This window comes from Ruminiclostridium herbifermentans (assembly GCF_005473905.2).
Classification (GTDB): domain Bacteria; phylum Bacillota; class Clostridia; order Acetivibrionales; family DSM-1351; genus Ruminiclostridium; species Ruminiclostridium herbifermentans.
This window is the reverse complement of sequence record NZ_CP061336.1, coordinates 646234-664431: the sequence shown is the minus strand read 5'-3', so window position 1 is coordinate 664431 and position 18198 is coordinate 646234. Positions and strand designations below refer to the sequence as shown.

The 18198-nt window shown below is 30.8% G+C and carries 15 protein-coding genes and 4 tRNA genes; 3 read left to right on the top strand and 16 right to left on the bottom strand.

The genetic code is table 11. The annotated features are described in order from the left end of the window. Nucleotides 1-198 precede the first annotated feature (198 nt). Complete coding sequence (locus EHE19_RS02835) at nucleotides 199-498, top strand: hypothetical protein (RefSeq protein ID WP_137697518.1); 300 nt, start codon at nucleotides 199-201, stop codon at nucleotides 496-498. 161 nt (nucleotides 499-659) lie between these two features. On the opposite strand, the gene EHE19_RS02830 is transcribed toward EHE19_RS02835, so the two are convergent. The 11 genes from EHE19_RS02830 to spoIIE all read right to left on the bottom strand — a co-directional run bounded on the left by EHE19_RS02830 (nucleotide 660) and on the right by spoIIE (nucleotide 12419). After that, nucleotides 660-1433, bottom strand: coding sequence for a hypothetical protein (locus EHE19_RS02830; RefSeq protein WP_137697517.1), 774 nt, complete (start codon nucleotides 1431-1433; stop codon nucleotides 660-662). Nucleotides 1434-1737: 304 nt separating this feature from the next. Beyond that, the gene (locus EHE19_RS02825) at nucleotides 1738-2196 is read right to left on the bottom strand and encodes a hypothetical protein (protein ID WP_137697516.1); all 459 of its coding nucleotides are present in this window, start codon (nucleotides 2194-2196) and stop codon (nucleotides 1738-1740) included. A 620-nt stretch (nucleotides 2197-2816) separates the two neighbouring features. Continuing rightward, nucleotides 2817-4325, bottom strand: a complete 1509-nt coding sequence (locus EHE19_RS02820) for a DEAD/DEAH box helicase (RefSeq protein WP_137697515.1) — start codon at nucleotides 4323-4325, stop codon at nucleotides 2817-2819. Nucleotides 4326-4591: 266 nt separating this feature from the next. Beyond that, nucleotides 4592-5515 carry a tyrosine-type recombinase/integrase gene (locus tag EHE19_RS02815; protein ID WP_137697514.1) on the bottom strand — a complete coding sequence of 308 codons (924 nt, stop codon included), beginning with the start codon at nucleotides 5513-5515 and terminating at the stop codon, nucleotides 4592-4594. Nucleotides 5516-5657: 142 nt separating this feature from the next. Continuing rightward, nucleotides 5658-5732, bottom strand: a tRNA-Arg gene (locus tag EHE19_RS02810). A 113-nt stretch (nucleotides 5733-5845) separates the two neighbouring features. Beyond that, nucleotides 5846-5911, bottom strand: coding sequence for a hypothetical protein (locus EHE19_RS19660; protein WP_244648378.1), 66 nt, complete (start codon nucleotides 5909-5911; stop codon nucleotides 5846-5848). Between the two features lie 195 nt (nucleotides 5912-6106). Continuing rightward, the gene (locus EHE19_RS02800; RefSeq protein WP_137697513.1) at nucleotides 6107-7519 is read right to left on the bottom strand and encodes a dockerin type I domain-containing protein; all 1413 of its coding nucleotides are present in this window, start codon (nucleotides 7517-7519) and stop codon (nucleotides 6107-6109) included. A gap of 773 nt (nucleotides 7520-8292) precedes the next feature. Further along, nucleotides 8293-8439 carry a hypothetical protein gene (locus EHE19_RS02795; RefSeq protein ID WP_171003563.1) on the bottom strand — a complete coding sequence of 49 codons (147 nt, stop codon included), beginning with the start codon at nucleotides 8437-8439 and terminating at the stop codon, nucleotides 8293-8295. A 119-nt stretch (nucleotides 8440-8558) separates the two neighbouring features. After that, complete coding sequence (locus tag EHE19_RS02790; protein WP_137697512.1) at nucleotides 8559-9200, bottom strand: hypothetical protein; 642 nt, start codon at nucleotides 9198-9200, stop codon at nucleotides 8559-8561. A 118-nt stretch (nucleotides 9201-9318) separates the two neighbouring features. Further along, a complete protein-coding gene (locus EHE19_RS02785) occupies nucleotides 9319-9651 on the bottom strand; it encodes a hypothetical protein (RefSeq protein WP_137697511.1) in 333 nt (110 codons plus the stop codon). Nucleotides 9652-9998: 347 nt separating this feature from the next. Then, the gene (gene spoIIE / locus EHE19_RS02775) at nucleotides 9999-12419 is read right to left on the bottom strand and encodes a stage II sporulation protein E (RefSeq protein WP_137697510.1); all 2421 of its coding nucleotides are present in this window, start codon (nucleotides 12417-12419) and stop codon (nucleotides 9999-10001) included. 1169 nt (nucleotides 12420-13588) lie between these two features. On the opposite strand from spoIIE, the gene EHE19_RS02770 reads away from it, so the two are divergent. After that, nucleotides 13589-14449 carry a YitT family protein gene (locus tag EHE19_RS02770; RefSeq protein WP_137697509.1) on the top strand — a complete coding sequence of 287 codons (861 nt, stop codon included), beginning with the start codon at nucleotides 13589-13591 and terminating at the stop codon, nucleotides 14447-14449. Between the two features lie 11 nt (nucleotides 14450-14460). Here the strand turns inward: EHE19_RS02770 and EHE19_RS02765 are convergent, their stop codons facing one another. The 5 genes from EHE19_RS02765 to EHE19_RS02745 all read right to left on the bottom strand — a co-directional run bounded on the left by EHE19_RS02765 (nucleotide 14461) and on the right by EHE19_RS02745 (nucleotide 16629). Beyond that, complete coding sequence (locus EHE19_RS02765; protein ID WP_137697508.1) at nucleotides 14461-14934, bottom strand: glycine zipper domain-containing protein; 474 nt, start codon at nucleotides 14932-14934, stop codon at nucleotides 14461-14463. 168 nt (nucleotides 14935-15102) lie between these two features. Continuing rightward, nucleotides 15103-15178: transfer RNA gene (locus EHE19_RS02760), tRNA-Val, on the bottom strand. A gap of 3 nt (nucleotides 15179-15181) precedes the next feature. Next, nucleotides 15182-15256 (bottom strand) — tRNA-Glu (locus EHE19_RS02755). Between the two features lie 33 nt (nucleotides 15257-15289). After that, nucleotides 15290-15365: transfer RNA gene (locus tag EHE19_RS02750), tRNA-Met, on the bottom strand. 520 nt (nucleotides 15366-15885) lie between these two features. Continuing rightward, nucleotides 15886-16629 (bottom strand): FG-GAP repeat domain-containing protein, encoded by a 744-nt coding sequence (locus EHE19_RS02745; protein ID WP_137697507.1) that lies wholly within the window; start codon nucleotides 16627-16629, stop codon nucleotides 15886-15888. 618 nt (nucleotides 16630-17247) lie between these two features. Here EHE19_RS02745 and EHE19_RS02740 point away from each other — a divergent pair. After that, entirely contained in the window at nucleotides 17248-18102 is an 855-nt protein-coding gene (locus tag EHE19_RS02740) for an AraC family transcriptional regulator (RefSeq protein WP_137697506.1), read from the top strand. Nucleotides 18103-18198: the final 96 nt, after the last annotated feature.

Sequence of the window (18198 nt, the reverse complement as noted above, 5' to 3'; positions counted from 1 at the left end):
ATGATTTCTAAGTGTTGGTAGCACCTAGAAACCCATGCAGGTGAAAACACCACCCACACGTATGGACTTTGTCCACCACAGCAACCAGTTATTATTATACTTGCTTTTGTTTAATTTTGCAATTATATGTGCGTGTAGGGTATACCTATTCGCACTTTTTAATTTTCCCTCCATTTTAAAATTTGGAGGGAATCATATATGTCTTTTAGTTCTAATACAAATAATAGCAGTAATTTTGGAAGTTTTATTTTAACAAGTATAGATAATAGAATAGAAGAGCTAAGTAATGAATACAGTAACTCGTCTGAATATTTAGAGTTCTATTATCTATATAATGATATTTTAAAGCAATTGGAAAAAGTATTACCTCCTGAATCTTCCGATTTAATTCATCAACTTGACAGTATACAAGGAAATTACTTAGTTGGTTATCAGAAATATTTTTATAAACAAGGACTTTTAGATTGTAAAATGATGTTTAATTTATTGAATAAATAATGTAGGATAAAATTTATTATCCTGCTAGCCATTAATTCTAACTATTATACCTTATATTAAAAGAATTATATATTTATAAAAGAACATTTGCTATCTTGATAATATACTAAATACATACATTTTAAGACTGATTGATATTTCATCTCAAAAGCTAACATAAGTTAATCGTATATCTTAACATCAATTAAATTGTATGTGTTTTCACCTGTTCTTTTGATTCTAACCATAAAGTTGCTTCTTATTTCTGCTCCAAAAGAATTCTCAGCATCGACATAAGATTTTATTACAAAAGTTTTTGTTTCAACTTCTTTGATGTATTGTTCATTATAACTAAAAGGAAACTCAGATGTTGAGGGAGATTTTAATCTCTCCTTAACCTCTTTTATAGCTGCTGTCCAAGCAAAAGCTTTATCATCTTCACTTGGTTCTTTTTCATATGTACTAGTAGTAATATTATCAGTGTTACCATCATTATACTTAATTCCATTAGTATAATATTCATCATTATTTTTATTTAAAACATTAGGAGAAAGTACATCAATATCGTATTCGTTAGAATCTGATATTACTTGTTTTAAGACTATAAAACTTGAATCACTAACGCTTATAGTTTCCAAAGATTTTACAAGCTCATATTTCTTTTTATCTTCAAGCTTTTCAAAAGTGTTACTTTCTATCACTAAATCGTAGCTCCTATACCCTTCATATTTACCTTTAAATTTCATAATAATATTTACGTCTTTCAAATTATAAGTAGATACTATCTGTTTGGCTTTATTAATATATTGGTTTTCATATAATAATATTTTATTATTTACAGATGTAAAATAACTAATAATTAATACCAATAATACTATTGCAATAATAAATAATGCAATTTTTTTTCTATTTGATTTAATACTATTGACAATAATCGGTTTATTTAAGATTTCCATTTTATCCTCCATTATTTCTTATATAAATTATGGCAATACAAATCAAACACCACTTAACCTAATAAAATGTATCGTATTACTAATCGAGCAAATATAATAATATCAAAGCTTTATAGTATATACATATAATCAAACCATTTCAGCACTCTCTACAATGCAGTAATACCAATGCTTTCAGTTTATGCAAAAACACAGAACACTCGTTCGCTCAATAACATTGATATGTGGTTAGATGTGTTACTCATTACTCAATTTTTAGTTGTTATAAACTAAGCATTTTTATTTAATATAAAATAATTCATAGTTATATATTCTCATGCTCTATCACTTTTTCTTGCTCTACCACTTTCTGCTGTTTTTTTATAGCGTTTAGACCTTTTGCGTATACCTTTAAAATAGCATTTTGCGTTCTATCAAAAGAATCATATGTACCTTTTTGCATATATTTAATTAAATTTGTAGTAATAACAAAAGAAGTAACCATAATTAACGCTACAATAATAAATAGTATTCCTGAAAAACCTATCTTAAAAATATAAAAAGAATTAGAGATATCCTTTTCAATTAACCAAATAATAATTGTTGAAACTGATATTGTAATAAAACATAATGCACCTAAGAACAAACAATATATTGAATATATTGGATTCTCTTCTACTATCTTATCCCCTAAGAAATGCTTAGTTAATTTTGACACAAAAATGCTGATTAAAGTTGCAATAAGTGATGAACATATCGATACAAACCATGTATTCTCAAACATTTATATTATTATCCCCCAATAATTCTATATTGTTACAACTAAAATTATTATACCATACTTGCTTATAAATAAAACCAGCCTAACGTGAATATAGTCATAATGTCTCATATTTCTAACAAATCTTCTAACACTTTTTAAAATTTTCTAACCATTATGTTATAAGCGTTTAAAAGTAAATACATAAATAAAAGCCTCACATGAGGCTTAAATAAAGGTTTTGAATAATAAAAGATATAGCTAAATAATCTTAAATAATAAATGAAGCGTAACTCTGGAAATCGTGTGACCGTTAATTTATTTTCCTACTCGACAAAAACCTTAACTTACAATTAAAATAGGTAGGGCAAAAACCGCCCTACCTATTTTAATCGCAAGTTTTGCGTTACTTTGTTTTTTATTTTCATTCCGCTACGCTACATGAAAAATAAAAATTCAAAGATAACGCAATATAATTTATTTACTTTTTACTTTCTGATTAATAGATTTACTAATTTTATAAGAATTAAAAATATTTTTTCAAAATCTATTGACTTTTACTGTTCATTATTTTATAATTATAATTTTGCCCCATTTTTTCCACCTCTCATAATTATATGACAAATGGAATTTTTTTCGCAAAATCATTTTTTACTAATAATCCAATATGTCTTTTTATAATATTCTGACTTTCTGGAATTCTCTATGTTAGATTCCACAGCATAAGCTAATCCATTATCCATGAAGTATCCATTAATAGAATTTAGCCCCAAACTCTTATGGTCTGTTTTGGCAGGATTAAATAAATCATCATTAGTTGTTAAAAAGTCCTTTAGTTTCTTTTGTTCTTCCTTAAATAATTTTATTCCAATCAAACTATTTAAGTATTCTTGCAATATAGAACCATCTAATTCAGTATCTAAATCAAACACATTTTTCTTATCATATTTCAATCTAGTTATTACAGCCTGCTTATACCCATCTTTTTTTCTCTTCAACATTTTTTGAATTATCTCTATTAGATTCTGAATTTTAGTATACATCATTTTATTTACTTTTCTATGAATCTGATTATCTTCACCAGTAAATGTATCTATAATATTGTTAACAGATTTTTTAAAATATTTATTTGTAAACTCAATTTCACCATTTTCCTCCAAATAGTCTGCTTGCTTCAGTAGATAGTTATTTGTGTTCCGTATTCTATTTAAGCCTTGATTAGTCAAATTCTTTATGTATAAAGTAAATGTATCATCAATATTGTTTATATTTAGTCGCTTACGCCCTATCATTTGTTGTATTTCATCTAAGTCAAAGTAATCAATAATAATATGTTTAATTGAAGTATCTTGAAAATTCACACCATTATCTAGAACAGAGGTGGTACATAATATCTGGCATTCAAAATTCATTTTCTCTATAATACTTTTGAATGTATCCTCGTCTGCATGTTTGTATAATTTATTGTTCTCACTACAATAAAACTTTGCATCAGGAAGTAACTTACTCAGCGTATAGGCTTTATCAGCACCACAAAAATATAATGCTCTTTCATCTTTGGGAAGGTTAAATAATATTTTTTCTATAGTTTTATCATTCTTATAAAAATATAGAGTCTTGATAAACTTATTATAGTCAGTTGTAAGTTTATACTCCTTAACCTTCTTTTTGACCACTTCTTTTATATATTTCTTTGGTAACAATGCGGTTGCTGTCATTAGAATTTTAATACTATTACTATTATTAATTAACCAGTTCCACATTAAATCAGTAGTATTATTGAATAAAGCATCAGAGAAAAACCAATGTGTTTCATCACATACAATATAATCAAAATGAGCAATAGCCTTTGCTTTATCTGGATTATTCTTATTTTTTAAAAGTAATCTAGTGATTGCTTGATAACTGGTTAATCTAACATTAGCAATATAATTTTTTTCTTTCTTTTCAATATCTTTTTTAGTTTGTTTTTTAAGAGCTATTCTATTAACTAGAAATAATATGCTTTTATTATTTTCTTTGCAATATTCAATAAGAATATCCTTAACAAAAGTTGTTTTCCCTTGTCCAGTTCCTGCATTAATCAAAACTATATCTTCTGTATTCCATTTTTCAACTTCACTTAATGGAATAATATCACTTACCCTTACCATTATTTTACTCCTATCCTCATCAACTTATTGTATATGCTTTATAGATATATGTCGTTCATAAATACATTATTTATATTTTGACATTTATAAAAATCAAATATAGGGATATTATAGCATATATAGGCATTTTTAGTTATTTATTTATGCTTGTATATAGTTATAAGGTAATATGTATAAATCGCTTAAAAGCGCATTTTTTGCCTAGAAAAAGAACCTTGTCAGGTGGCAAGGCTCTTAGTTTGATATAACCATTTAGATTTAATCGGTTATTTTTTAATCTTTCTTATACTTGTTTTTTTAGGTGGTAAAACATTTCTTATTGGCGTATAGGAATTATGACTTGATTTAATATCTGTATCACTTAGTGCCACATACTTACGAGTCATATCAAGAGTTTCATGCCCCATAATGGTCTGAAGATGCAAAGTCCCTCCCCCATTCCTAAGATAATACAAAGCAAAGCAATGTCTTAAAGAATATGGAGTTATATAAACATCCAACTTTTTAGAATAATTTGCAAATCTCCTAGACATAATATCCGAATTTAGCGTTTCACCATTACAGCTACAGAAAACAGGGATATTATCTTTCCAATCAGCAGGACGATAATTTACAAGCTTAGTAATAGCTCTTACCGTTTCTATACTTAAAGGTAATGTTCTTGAGTGTCTTGTTTTAGCCACTTCTTCAGGAACAATTACACAGTAATGCTTAAAATCAAAATCTGATATTTTAAGTTGCAAGGCTTCATTCGGACGAATTCCACAGTCAAGTTGTGTAAGCATCAAAGTATAATCTCTAAGCCCTGCAAAATTACTTTTGTCAGGTATAGACAAAAATTGTTGTAGTACGTCTATAGGTATATCTATTATCTTATCATTAACTTTTCTTTTGGGTAATTTTGAAAAAGGGTTAACTCTTATCAAGTTATCCTCAAATAAATAATCACAAAAGCACTTTAAATAAGCCCTCCTAAGATTGTAAGTGCATGGTTTGATACTCTCACTCATATATTCCATACATGCTTTGTCAATGTCTTGTAACGCATCAGGATGTCTTTTAAAGAAGATGTTTACATGCTTATTATAGTCGTATAGTGTTCGTTCACTTGCTCCCTGAGATTTTTTCCATAGCAAAAAGTCTTTTAATTCTTTCTGCCAATCACCAGTTATTTTTTTTACTGACTTCATTAATAAATTACCTCCTCTGAATTTTTCCAAAAGAGGCAGTCCACTGATTTGTAATTGGTATTATTCTAAATCAGTGGACTCGTGTATTTTTTGCCAACATTTTTGAGAATAAAAAAACGCCAGAACCCTCTAATTCTAGCGTTGGCGTCCCGGACAGGAATCGAACCCGTATCAGTGGAACCGGAATCCACCGTCTTATCCATTAGACTACCGAGACATTGAATCGGTACTCAGCTTTAAATCGAATCATTACCATTTCAAACTACTACCATATTATAGCCCAATAATTACATGTTTACAATATAGAAAACTAATACTTACCAGTAATTATCATTTCTGTGCTGGGAATTTATTAATAACCCCCAGCAAATATTGCTTTACTAATGATAAATCCAGTGCTGTTATTTGACTGTCCCCATCAATACAGCAGTCTGTTTACAATTTGAAGCTGAAAATTCTGTTATCTAGCCAAGCAAATATAGTTTAATCATTGAATAATCTATCGCATCAATATTAATACTTACATTTTAGTCCACTACAAACAATAGCTGGTACCTCTTCAATAGTATTTGTTTTCCATGGCATAAATAATCATTTCTGCGCTGGAAATTTATTAATAACCCCCAGCAAATATTGCTTTACTAATGAAAAATCCAGTGCTGTTATTTGACCATCCCCATCAACATCGGCAGCCAGTTTGCCATCTGAGGCTGGAAATTCTGAAATCTGGCCAAGCAAATACATTTTAATTAGCGAATAATCTATCGCATCAATATTATTACTTCCATCTACATCACCATACATTATAGCTCCATCAGCAGAGCTTACTTTTAATAGTACAACTCCATGGGAGGGTACATTTGCTGTATATCCAGTACTAAACGTGCCGCAATCCTTGTGCTCCCATAGGTCACGAACAGCAACAGAACCATCATCAAGCCCTATATCGCTCCATTTTACAGTGATATCTGCTGCTGCAGCACTTCGATTGAAGAGGGCAACCGCCTTAGTAGTACCATCTGTTCCTAGAGGCTTACACCACACTTCAAGTTCTCCCGAAGCACTTACCTTAGTGCCTTGCACTCCTGCGGAATCTTGATCAATAGCTATAACTTCTTTGTTTGTAAGAATCTCTTTTGTAGCATCAGTCATATTTCTAATGTCATTTCCAGCAATAAGCGGAGCTGCCATCATGCACCACATACTGAAATGTGCTTTGTATTCTGTATCTGTCATATTACCATTGCCAACCTCCAGCATATCCGGATCATTCCAATGACCGGGCCCTGCATAAGCAGCCGATTTAGAGTTTTCATCAATAATCCTTGTAATGCTTCCCCAGTTATCAGTAATATCGCCTGTTGTTCTCCATGAATTACCGCAATCTACCAGCCATGGTCCAGCAAAATACCAGCAGCATATGCTATAGTAAATAGGTCTTCCAGTTTTTAAAAGCGCATCCCTCATTTTTTCGTAGCCCGCCTGCAGATTACTGTCTGAAGCACAGTTATCATATTTTAAATAATCCACTCCCCAGTCAGCAAAAGTTTGTGCGTCTCGCTCTTCATATCCCTGGCTCCCACTCTGTGGTATATTGCAGCATGTAGTTACTCCCCTGTCACCATAAATTCCAAATTTCAATCCTTTTGAATGGATATAATCTGCCAAAGCCTTCATACCGCTAGGAAAACGTATTGGATCTGGAATAAGGTATCCATTTTCATCACGGGCAGGATTTGCCATCCAATTATCATCAAGATTGACATACTCATAACCTGCATCCTTCATTCCTGTTGTTACCATGGCATCTGCAATTTGCTTAATCTTTTCTTCATTAATGTTACCTCCAAAGATGTTCCAGCTATTCCATCCCATTGGTGGAGTTAATCCTAGATTGTTGTCTAAAGCCAGCGCTTGTTTTTCATTCTGGACAGAAAGCGGAAATGGTGAAATAAACATTGCTGTCAAAATACCCAATGCCACAAGGCGTTTAATTTTTATCATTACTATACTCCTCCTAAATTAATTTTTTCTAATGAAATTCACATTGTCACTCTGTAAAGAAATTATGTTTGAAAGTAAGGTACTAACTTTGTACAATGTTCGCTTAATATGTATGACTTACATTATTTTATACGATTACAGATTACTACTAGAAAGCAGCTTCTTCATTAGTATTGATAAATATTAATTCTTTTTTATCCCATTATTTTCACTTATAAGAAATTATTCTACATATAATTTCATTCTCCTTCAATTAGCAACATTGTTCTAACTTTCATCAATTGTCTTAAATATCCTATGCACTCATTTATTTGAGAAATCAATTACTATCGTCCAAATTACCGATGTTATTGACCAATAGTGAATTTAAAGGCTACTCCATCTACACAGTCAAAATCCGCTAGGTGTTTAGTCAAAGAGAAGCATATTAGTTCAAAATTTTCAAACTTAGTCAGAAATCAAATCTAAACCCAAACCGAGTTCAAATCGCTCAAAAAGCTTATTTCGCATGAAAAAGCCATTTAAACTTCAGTTTACAATTCCACCCCAACTATTTACATAGAACCATATAAATTTCGTCTTATATGCGTAAATTGTTATTAACTCTTGTCAGAAAGATCCCACAAAAAAAATCGGTCAGGGTCAAAACTATAACCCAACCGACTAATATTCTTTACTTAAGAAAAATATTTGCGTACAATCTGAGATTTCAATAATCCAGCTATATTTGCACATAGAAAATTATTTATAACCACGATACATAACAGTATTAGTTATTTAAATTCAAAGTAAATGAAAGGAAGTGCTTTTATAGTTGCATAAATAAGGTCCACTAATTGTGTCAAAGTATTGACATAGGTACCTTCACCAGATTCATAAGCCATTAATATTCTTTGCTTTAAGCTAAAATCATATTTCACGTAAAAACCCCCTTAGCCGGATTTTGCCCAGTAAGGGGGTACATATCATTCAAATCTAACTTATGAGGCAGTTCAATATTCAAACATTGCTTTTTTGAATATAATTGCAAAAAAATTTACTACAATCTAACTAAAACAAGATTGAGCAGGTAAACTATAGCCTGACCCAACAATGCATTCCAGATAAATACAAGGACAAAAACAATTCCTCTGATGTTATTTGGAAGTTTAAAAAGTACACATAAGCCACGTGTTATAGCTCCATTGAACCAAAAATATGCTAATATCTCCAGCAATAAGGATATGTAAATAAGTATTTCAAAATTGTACGAACCGGCCATGTTCCCAATAAAATAACTCAATAATTGTATAGGTGTGACAATGACATTAGCTATAGCATACAACTTTGCAACCTTTGTCAATTGGCTGGAATATATCATAACCAAAGACATGGACTTGCTCTCATTTCTATTTTTAAAATGCTTAATTGTATCAAAAGCAGGATATGAAAAAGCAATTAAATCTAAAAAGCCTACCACCAAAGCTGTTAAAATCAACATTCCTATTGATTTAAAATCTAATATAAAATTATTTTTAAATTCTGCATTGTTTGAGTTCATGTTTAGGGCAACGAAAAATACATCCCGTAAGCCAACAAAAACAATGCCTACGTAGAGCCACATAATTTTATCATTCAGTTTTGAATAGAAGTCTTTTTTTAGTAAGAAGAAATCTATTAACTTGTTAAAATTCAATTTCATATATGCTCCTTAAGATTGTTATACACATATCATATCATATAATAATATATATAATATATTAAAATCAAGAGCGATATCATTATTACTACAGATTATTTGATAAAGCCGCTTTAAAATCCTAAAACAGCTTTAACAAAAGGAAAACCACTGCAACAACACTTCCTATCAAAGCTGAGTTAATTATTACATTTTTCATAAATTCACTGTTTGATTTTGTTGACTTCTTCTGTGGGACAAGCTTGCTCTTATTTTCTTTAATATAGTTGTTAATGATTGATTCTGCCTCCTTCAGAATAAAATCATTTCTAACATTGTTTCTCTTATCTGAATTGAAAATATGGCATTTCTCCTCTCTGTCTTTTTCCTCTTTTAAAACTAATATAGCCGATTCAAATAAGTTAGAATGAATGTCATTAATGAATATTACTTTTTTAGATTTCCCATCAAACATAGTATCCTCCATCAAGAATATTTATACTAATTTGCATTTAAAAATGTAGTATCACATTTTAAAATAGCCGCATCTGCGGCGATAGGACGTAGTCCGCAAATGTTTTTTACTACTAACCTCCCCACGCCCATGCAAGCATCCATTAGAGCGAATCTATTGTGGGAGGTACGCAGTATTTTATCTACTTTAACTACTCTATCTAGCAATGAGTGGCTAGCTTCTGCATCACACCTCTTCACCAGTAATTTAAAAAATAGTTCATCTATTTTTAAATATAAACATAGTAGTATGAGTAGTTTATGGAAGTTTACTATTTTTATACACAAATACTAATTATCAATTACAAATTACTTAGATTTCCATACCTTTGCTACCAAAACCATCATATCATCAACTGGTTTTTTATCATCACAGGCGCATAATGCCTCTTCTAATAAATCATCTGCTATTTTTTGAGGATTTTTGCTAGTCATGTTTTCCAAAATACCTTGAACAGCTTTTATACTGTCTGGAGTGGCTTTAAATGCATCAATAATTCCATCAGAAAGCATTATAAGAAAGTCACCATTATCTACTTTTTTATGTACCAATTCCAGTTCAACATCACTCATAATGCCTGCTGGCAGCGATGCTGTCTTTACTATTTCAACAAAATCATTTCTTTTGATAAAAGTAGGTGCTGCCCCAACCTTCACAAATTCCACTTCTCCCTCATATAAATCCACAACAGATATATCAATGGTTGCAAAGGAATCATCGTCAGATTTAAGAACTAGAAGTGAGTTAATAAGCTTAACTGTTGTATCCTTATCAAAACCCGACTCCATAAATTGCTCAATTAAATTAATTGTTGCCTTACTTTGCATACATGCCTTATGCCCTGTTCCCATTCCATCACTCAAGGCTGCTATATATTTGCCATCGCCAGTATTTATAAAAGTATAGTTATCACCAGAAACATATTTATCATGCTTTGACATTCTTGCTACACCAGTAATTACTTTAAAGGTTTCCTCCTCACCAAGCTTAATGGTGCACATGTTAGTTTTTGCATTTAGTCCGCACTCACTACCATCCTTCAGCATTCTGCGGTTAACTACCCCAGAAACTACCTTCTCAACATTTCCGATACAGCTTCTTCTTCCACCGCATCCTTTGTAGGATAAAGTAATTTCATATTTACCATATCGATTTTCATATACAATAGCCTCTACATTTTTCATACCTGCTTTTGATAATTCCAATATTAGCTGATTTTCTATATCATCCTTAAAATCAATATCTCTATTTAATTCATTAGCTAAATTAGAAATCACCTTTGACATACTCCTCAACTGTTGTGACACTAAGCCTCTGCTTTCTCCAACCCTATTCCTCCAAACCATATCAACCTTAAACAGTTCAAACACATTATTTACCGACTTCACAAATTCTTCCACTCTTTCACATCTGTCCAAAAAATATTTAGGAATGTCCTCTTGTTCAATCCATCCCTTGCTATCTAACTTTTCAACTATTTTGAACATAATTTGGTAAGTGTTACAAAAGTTCTGTTCCCAGCAATGGGTACATAAGCTGCAATCTCTGCATACTTTATCGGCCACTCTATCAAATATTGCTGTAATATCGTGTTTTTCTGTAATAGTCCTAGTTTCAGATATTTCATCAAAGGTCTTAGCCATTTCGCCAAATGCAATTGCAAACCTGTTTAATTTATCAACAGTTATCTCTTTGATTCTAGCGCTATATCCTTTTTTATCTCCTTTTGAAAATAACTTGGTATCAAATCTGCTAACAATAGCATCCATAACTTTTTCTGGGATTAGCAGAAAGACTAATATTGATATAATTATTTCATATATAATAAGCACCTCAATTGAACCTGTAATAATGTACGTCAATATTGCATCTCCCATTAATACGCCTAAACAGCATCCAACCTTGCCCATGCTTCTTAGAATTCCTGAAATTAGTCCACAAAAAGCAAATGAGGCAATAGCAGTTGATGTCTCAGAGGAAATACTTATTAGAGTTCCTACAATCACACCAATTGCAGTGCCATTCCCCGTACCAGCTTTATAGCTAAAAATAAGTATTATTATTATGCACAAAACATTTCTAAGACTTACTCCATAAATATAGAAAGGCCCCAAACCGCTTACAGCCAATGCACATGCAATAGCTATACTCAATGTTTCTTCATTTGTAAGGCTGTATATCCTTGTGGGACTATCTAACACTCCCATTACATTTTTAAATACAAATACAAGTGCAAAAATAATAAATGCGTTTAACAATGCTTCAAGAATGCTATACATATAGAAGCCTTGTAAGTATATAAACAAAATTTCGGGTACTAATAGACCTATAAAGGTTATAATTCCGACTCTCAAATGTGAACCTACACTCTTCTTAAACGGAATATTAATTGCATTTATCAAAAGCATTGCAGTAAAAGCTGTAATTAGCTTATAGAAGAGTTCATTTTCATATGCTGAACCAGATGATAGCATCCCAGCAAAAATTGCAATTGATATAAATATCCTGTTAATATTCATTCCTAATGTTGCTGCATAAATTGCAATACCAAATGGCATTCGTCCATCAAAAAGTGTGATTCTTCCTAGTAAAAAAGCCATGGGCAAGATAAAAAAATTCGCCTTATTCAGATAGTCAAGCAGACTCAAAAGTTTTGCACTTCTGCTCTTTTTTCGTTCAGCAGAACTAAAGCCCCCAATATTTTTATACGGAAGTGTTTCTGTCTTCATCTTTATTGTTCCCCCTGTACTTTATCATTTGTTTTTTAATTATTATTTACCTCTTAAAAAATCTCTTAAAAACTCTATTATGGCAGCACTATATAACTATTGCTATAAAATGCTTTGAGTTCTTTGGATTACTTATAATTCTTAATCCAAAACCGCACCTCATTTGCCTTAAGTCAATCAATACTGGCTGAATAATGGATAATATAGGACGATAATTTGGGTTAGTGGTTAAAGACTCATGAAGTCACTTCCTATAACCCAATCGCTGACCCCTATAAATAAACGCTTGAAAGCACATGTCGGCTAAAAAAACGATATTCTATCGCTTCGAAAGTTTCAACCCTAATTGACTTTATGATTATAATGCGGGCAATAAAAATTATTTGTCATATTTGGTATAGGGAAATAATATGTTTTTGACATGTATCATCAAATTGCTGTACAACTATAACATGAATTTAAGTATTTCTAGTTTGATTAAAACAAAATTGTAATCATAACGTTATTCTTTTTTGATGCACCCTGTCGAAAAGTTTTTTGTTGCCTTGATATTATTTTTCAAATATCATTTAACCACCAAAAAAATAGGCGCAACCCTATCAATGAAAAATCGAATTATACCAAAGTTTATTAATTGTTTGTTATCACATAATCAAAATTATACTAAGCAGTAATTTGACTTTTCATTTGTCAAAGTCTTATATTTTCATAATTAAAAAACTCTAGTTGTATAGGAAATACCAAAAAGCATAGAATAATTTCTACTAAAAACTAGACTAAATACTCAATTTATTGTGAAGTTTATCCTTAAATAATATATCCGCCCACATATATAAACAATCTAGTTTAAGCACAGGCATAAGCAAATATATACTTGAGCAAACTATAAAAATATTAGTATCAATGCACAGGCAGTAATTACTGTCGGGCAATTGACTAAAAACATACTTGTAATTAAAGTTATTTTAGATTCTTCAAGTAAAAGCTATAAAACAAACCCAAACTGAATCAGGAACAAAAGCACAATTACGATAAAAACTAATGACTTATGAGACGATATCATCGGATATTTGTATGGTACTTGATTTTAGTTAAAGTTAGGAAAGCTTAATTAATTACTATAGGTTGAAAATCAACATTAACAACACATAAATTATAGGAGTAGCTATATGACAAAAATAAAGAATTTTACAAAAGACTTTTTACTAATTAATATAGGGCTGATACTAGTGGGAATTGGTATCTGTATATTTAAAATCCCCAATAATTTTGCAACTGGAGGGGTAAGCGGCTTAGCAATTATTATAAGCAGCTTCTTTCCAAGAATTGACGTCGGTCCAATGATGCTTATAATTAATATTCTATTAATGCTAGTGGGATTTCTTTTCCTTGGAAGAGATTTTGGTTCTAAAACAATTTACTCAAGCTTTGCGTTATCAGGTATTGTATGGCTTATTCAGACCATATTCCCAATTAAAGCATCATTAACAGGTGATCTTATGCTAGAGTTAATTTATTCTATTATCTTTCCAGCAGTTGGCTCAGCAATTATTTTTAACTGCAACGCATCTACAGGTGGTACAGATATTATAGCTAAAATAATAAGTAAATTAACTCAGCTAGATATTGGAAAAACTTTATTACTCTCAGATTTTTTAATTGCTGCAGGAGCTGGTGCTGTTTTTGGAATTAGAATAGGTATGTATTCTATTATAGGGCTAATTATTAAAGCCTTTATGATTGACATTGTAATAGATGGCTTAAATGTAAAAAAACTAATGGTAATAATAAGTTCAAAACCTGATGAGATTAAAAACTATATTGTAAATACTATTAATAGAGGAGCAACTATATATAAGGCTGAGGGTGCATTTACTAATAAACAGGAGATAGTAATTAGTACAGTTCTAAACAGAAGGCAAGCTATACAGCTTCGTACCTTTATACGAAGTGTAGACCACTCTGCATTTATCACAATCAGCAATACATCTGAAATTATTGGCAAAGGCTTTAGAAGCATTGATTCATAAGATATTAATGCCTATATAACTCTTCCATCTTTCTTTGCTTTGGCATCTTGGCTTACTCCTAAAGCTACACCAATACAAAGTCCTATACTTATTCCTATTCCCATGTTACTAGAGTCACCAATAATACCTACTGCCCCAAATACCATACCAAACATCATTCCAATTGTCATATATGTGGACAAATAATAGTTATCATCAACAAGTTTATGTTTAGAAGCAAAATGTGAAATAATTGCATTTAAATATTTATCATATTCCCTTTTAGTTTGCTTATCTGTATTAGTTCCAATTGTGTCAATATAATTCTCAAGTTTGCCAATAAAGCCTTCACAGTCCTTACATTCATCATGAAATGATGCAAGTCTTTTTGTAATTCGCTCAACCAAATCAAGTCTATAGTAGTTAATCTGCTTTTTATCCATGTACACTTTCTTCTCAAAAATTTTTGCTAAAATTCTTTCTATTAAGCTTTCATCTATATCCATCTGCTTCTATCCTTTCAAATACACACCATGATTAGCTTATATAATTATATTATACAATAACCTTAATTTGCAAATAGCCATCTTTTAAACTTATTCTATTATCAACGTATAATGATAATATATAAATTTCTGTACATAAAAAAAGATTGCATTAAAATGCAATCTTTTTGGTGGGAACTATAGGGCTCGAACCTATGACCCTCTGCTTGTAAGGCAGATGCTCTCCCAGCTGAGCTAAGCTCCCAAATGGTGACCCGTAGGGGAATCGAACCCCTGTTATCGCCGTGAAAGGGCGGTGTCTTAACCGCTTGACCAACGGGCCACGAAATAAGTGATACATTTTATCACTTATTTATGGTAGCGGCGGTGGGATTTGAACCTACGACCTGTCGGGTATGAACCGAATGCTCTAGCCCCTGAGCTACGCCGCCATAAAATTTGCCGTTTCGCAACGTGCTTTTACATTATACAAAAGAAGATGGTTTATGTCAATAGAAATTTTTATTTTTATTTAATTTTTATTAAATCCATTTATTACCAAAATTACTCGTTCTTACAGTACCCTTTTGCAGCATTTTTCACCATTATCTATTATTCAAAAACGTTGAAGGTTCCAACCATTTCCACTATGTCTGCCGTTTTTATTATTATTTATTAACCATACACAACAAACCTTTAGCTTGGATTAGGCTATTGTTTTTTTTAATTTAAAATATAAAAAATCCCTATGCCAAAACTTCAGCATAAGGATAGAATTTTCAAGAAGAAATATATTAAGACTAGCTGGCGGAAATAATTCCGCCAACTAGAATGAATTATTTTCATCGGTATGTATTTTATATCATTTCAACGATAATGTATATGTAAAAAATACTAAAAAAACATTACAATTTTGAAAATAAAATTGTATATTTTTTAGTATTTTTCTCCTGTCTATACTATATGTAGTTTTTATCCTTTTTCATCAACTTCTGCTCCAAATATTGCAACATACTGATCCATTAAATAAAATTTCCTTCCATTCCATTTTAGTACGCTTTGTACATACCCTAAAGAATCAGCATGATACTGACCTGATATCCTTTGATAACCTAATAATTCATAAATACCATTTCCGTCAAAATCAACAGGATATAGGCCGCTTAATGGGTCAACCCATCCTTCAATAGGAGATTTTAGTTCTCCATTTGGCATATATATATCATTTAAATAATCCTTACCTTTATAGGTTATATCTATTATATAATTTGTTTGAAGTTCAATATTCATTACTGATACTTTGTAATAGTTTTCATACTCTATCTTATAGCTGTATTTATTATTGTAGATTTCATAATCAAAAATCATCCTTATTTGATTATTTATATCAGTAAATATATAGTAAAACATAATTCCCCCACTGCCACCTGAGGCTATGCTTACAAATATATCCTTAACCTTGTCTCCAGTGAAGTCCTCTAAAATTATTGCAGGACTGTATCCCGAATTTGATGCAAGCTTAAAGTTCTGTATGAGTCCTGTCTTACCATCCTTTATATTGAGTGTAATATCTTGTATAAATGAACTATCCTGAATTTTGTTTCCAGTGAGATATACATAATCAGGAATACCATCTCCGTTAACGTCACCAATAGCAAATGATATAACATTATTTATATTATTTGAATACTTTCCGAATGAATTTATATTATACAAATTGCGTCCTCCCTTCGGCTTTCCCAATGCAGAAGCTAAAATATTATTAATTCTCTAATGGTATTGCCTATTCTATTTACATGTTCTAAATACCATGTTCATCTTTCATAATTTAAAGTAATAAGTGTTTAAGATTAGCAGTGCAGCTAATAATATATAAATGAATGTATATTTAATTTCCTCATCCAAGTTTAGTATAAAATCAGAAGCAATCACGGTCTTAGCTGACCTTAACCATGTATAATGGTTACCTAAAGTTCTGAGTTAAACCAATACTGATTCCGTGCTATAAATTTTTGCAGCAGCAACGGATTAAGTTCTTCAAAACCAATACTATTTATGAAGCTTCTTACTTCCTATTCCGTTCCAAATCGAAAACTAAAAAGATGCATATATTACCATAATATGTTTCTAGACATATATGATTCTTTATATATAAAATATTCTATGTTAGTATATGCTTAAAAGTTACATAGGAGTGGTATATTAAAATATACACTAAGCTATAGTGTTCCGTTATGGTTTAAAATCACTGTTAAATAAAATAGGGTTAAAGGGAGGTTGAGGATTCCATGCCGTAAAATATTGTGCTCTACCAAATACGGATGGATATTAACTATGGAAGCACATCATCAAAAAATTTACAACAATAATGCTGAACCATTTCCAATATATATATTCAATACTGATGTTCAAGAATTTCCTCCTCACTGGCATGAAAGAATTGAAATAATTTATGTATTAGGTGAAGAACTTAAAATTGGCCAAAACAATGCCACATACACTTTACATAATAGAGATATTTTTATTGTGGGCATGGGAGAAGTACACTATTTTATAATGCAGCCTCAAAAATGTGACAGAATTATCCTTATCTTTGAGCCTGCACTATTTGAGGAACTTTCAAACCTTTTAACGGGAATAAAAATTTTAGACCCTCACATTCCATATATTAATAATACAAATAATGAATTTAGCGTTCATAGCTTTTTCGAGAAACAAATTTTAGGTATCTATAGAGAAAAAAAAGAAAAACAATCCGGCTATGATTTATTTGTTGGTGCCAGACTCTATGACATTGCAGCTGGAATAGTGCGCTATATACCAAATGAAAAGCTTGGCTCTGCTCAATTGAACAAACAAATGAAAAAGCTGGAAATACTTGAACAGGTAACAAAATACATAGATGAAAATTACAAGGAAGAAATCTCACTAGCTGATGTTGCAAAATCGGCCAACTTTAGCATGTATCATTTCACTCGATTTTTTAAAGATACCACTGGTATGACCTTAGGACAATATATAAACAACTACAAGGTATCCAAAGCTGTAAATATGCTTATTAATACCTCTGATTCTATATCAGAAATATCATTTAACTCGGGCTTTAACAGTATAAAGACCTTCAACCGAGTTTTTAAGCAAGTAAAAGGCTGTTCTCCATCAGAATTTAAAAAAGCAATATTTGAGTAATATACAGCAACCTTTGACGAGATATTTTATTATATGCTATCTATAATTGAGTTAAAGAAATACATAATATATCCTAAAATTAAATGATTCAAAGCA

What these genes read in the sequence shown, in the direction of transcription:
- EHE19_RS02815 (WP_137697514.1), bottom strand. Translation starts at nt 5,515, where the DNA reads ATGAAGTCAGTAAAAAAAATAACTGGTGATTGGCAGAAAGAATTAAAA.
- EHE19_RS02785 (WP_137697511.1), bottom strand. Translation starts at nt 9,651, where the DNA reads ATGTTTGATGGGAAATCTAAAAAAGTAATATTCATTAATGACATTCAT.
- EHE19_RS02740 (WP_137697506.1), top strand. Translation starts at nt 17,248, where the DNA reads ATGGAAGCACATCATCAAAAAATTTACAACAATAATGCTGAACCATTT.
- EHE19_RS02830 (WP_137697517.1), bottom strand. Translation starts at nt 1,433, where the DNA reads ATGGAAATCTTAAATAAACCGATTATTGTCAATAGTATTAAATCAAAT.
- EHE19_RS02765 (WP_137697508.1), bottom strand. Translation starts at nt 14,934, where the DNA reads ATGGATATAGATGAAAGCTTAATAGAAAGAATTTTAGCAAAAATTTTT.
- EHE19_RS02820 (WP_137697515.1), bottom strand. Translation starts at nt 4,325, where the DNA reads ATGGTAAGGGTAAGTGATATTATTCCATTAAGTGAAGTTGAAAAATGG.
- spoIIE (WP_137697510.1), bottom strand. Translation starts at nt 12,419, where the DNA reads ATGAAGACAGAAACACTTCCGTATAAAAATATTGGGGGCTTTAGTTCT.
- EHE19_RS02825 (WP_137697516.1), bottom strand. Translation starts at nt 2,196, where the DNA reads ATGTTTGAGAATACATGGTTTGTATCGATATGTTCATCACTTATTGCA.
- EHE19_RS02800 (WP_137697513.1), bottom strand. Translation starts at nt 7,519, where the DNA reads ATGATAAAAATTAAACGCCTTGTGGCATTGGGTATTTTGACAGCAATG.
- EHE19_RS02770 (WP_137697509.1), top strand. Translation starts at nt 13,589, where the DNA reads ATGACAAAAATAAAGAATTTTACAAAAGACTTTTTACTAATTAATATA.
- EHE19_RS02790 (WP_137697512.1), bottom strand. Translation starts at nt 9,200, where the DNA reads ATGAAATTGAATTTTAACAAGTTAATAGATTTCTTCTTACTAAAAAAA.
- EHE19_RS02835 (WP_137697518.1), top strand. Translation starts at nt 199, where the DNA reads ATGTCTTTTAGTTCTAATACAAATAATAGCAGTAATTTTGGAAGTTTT.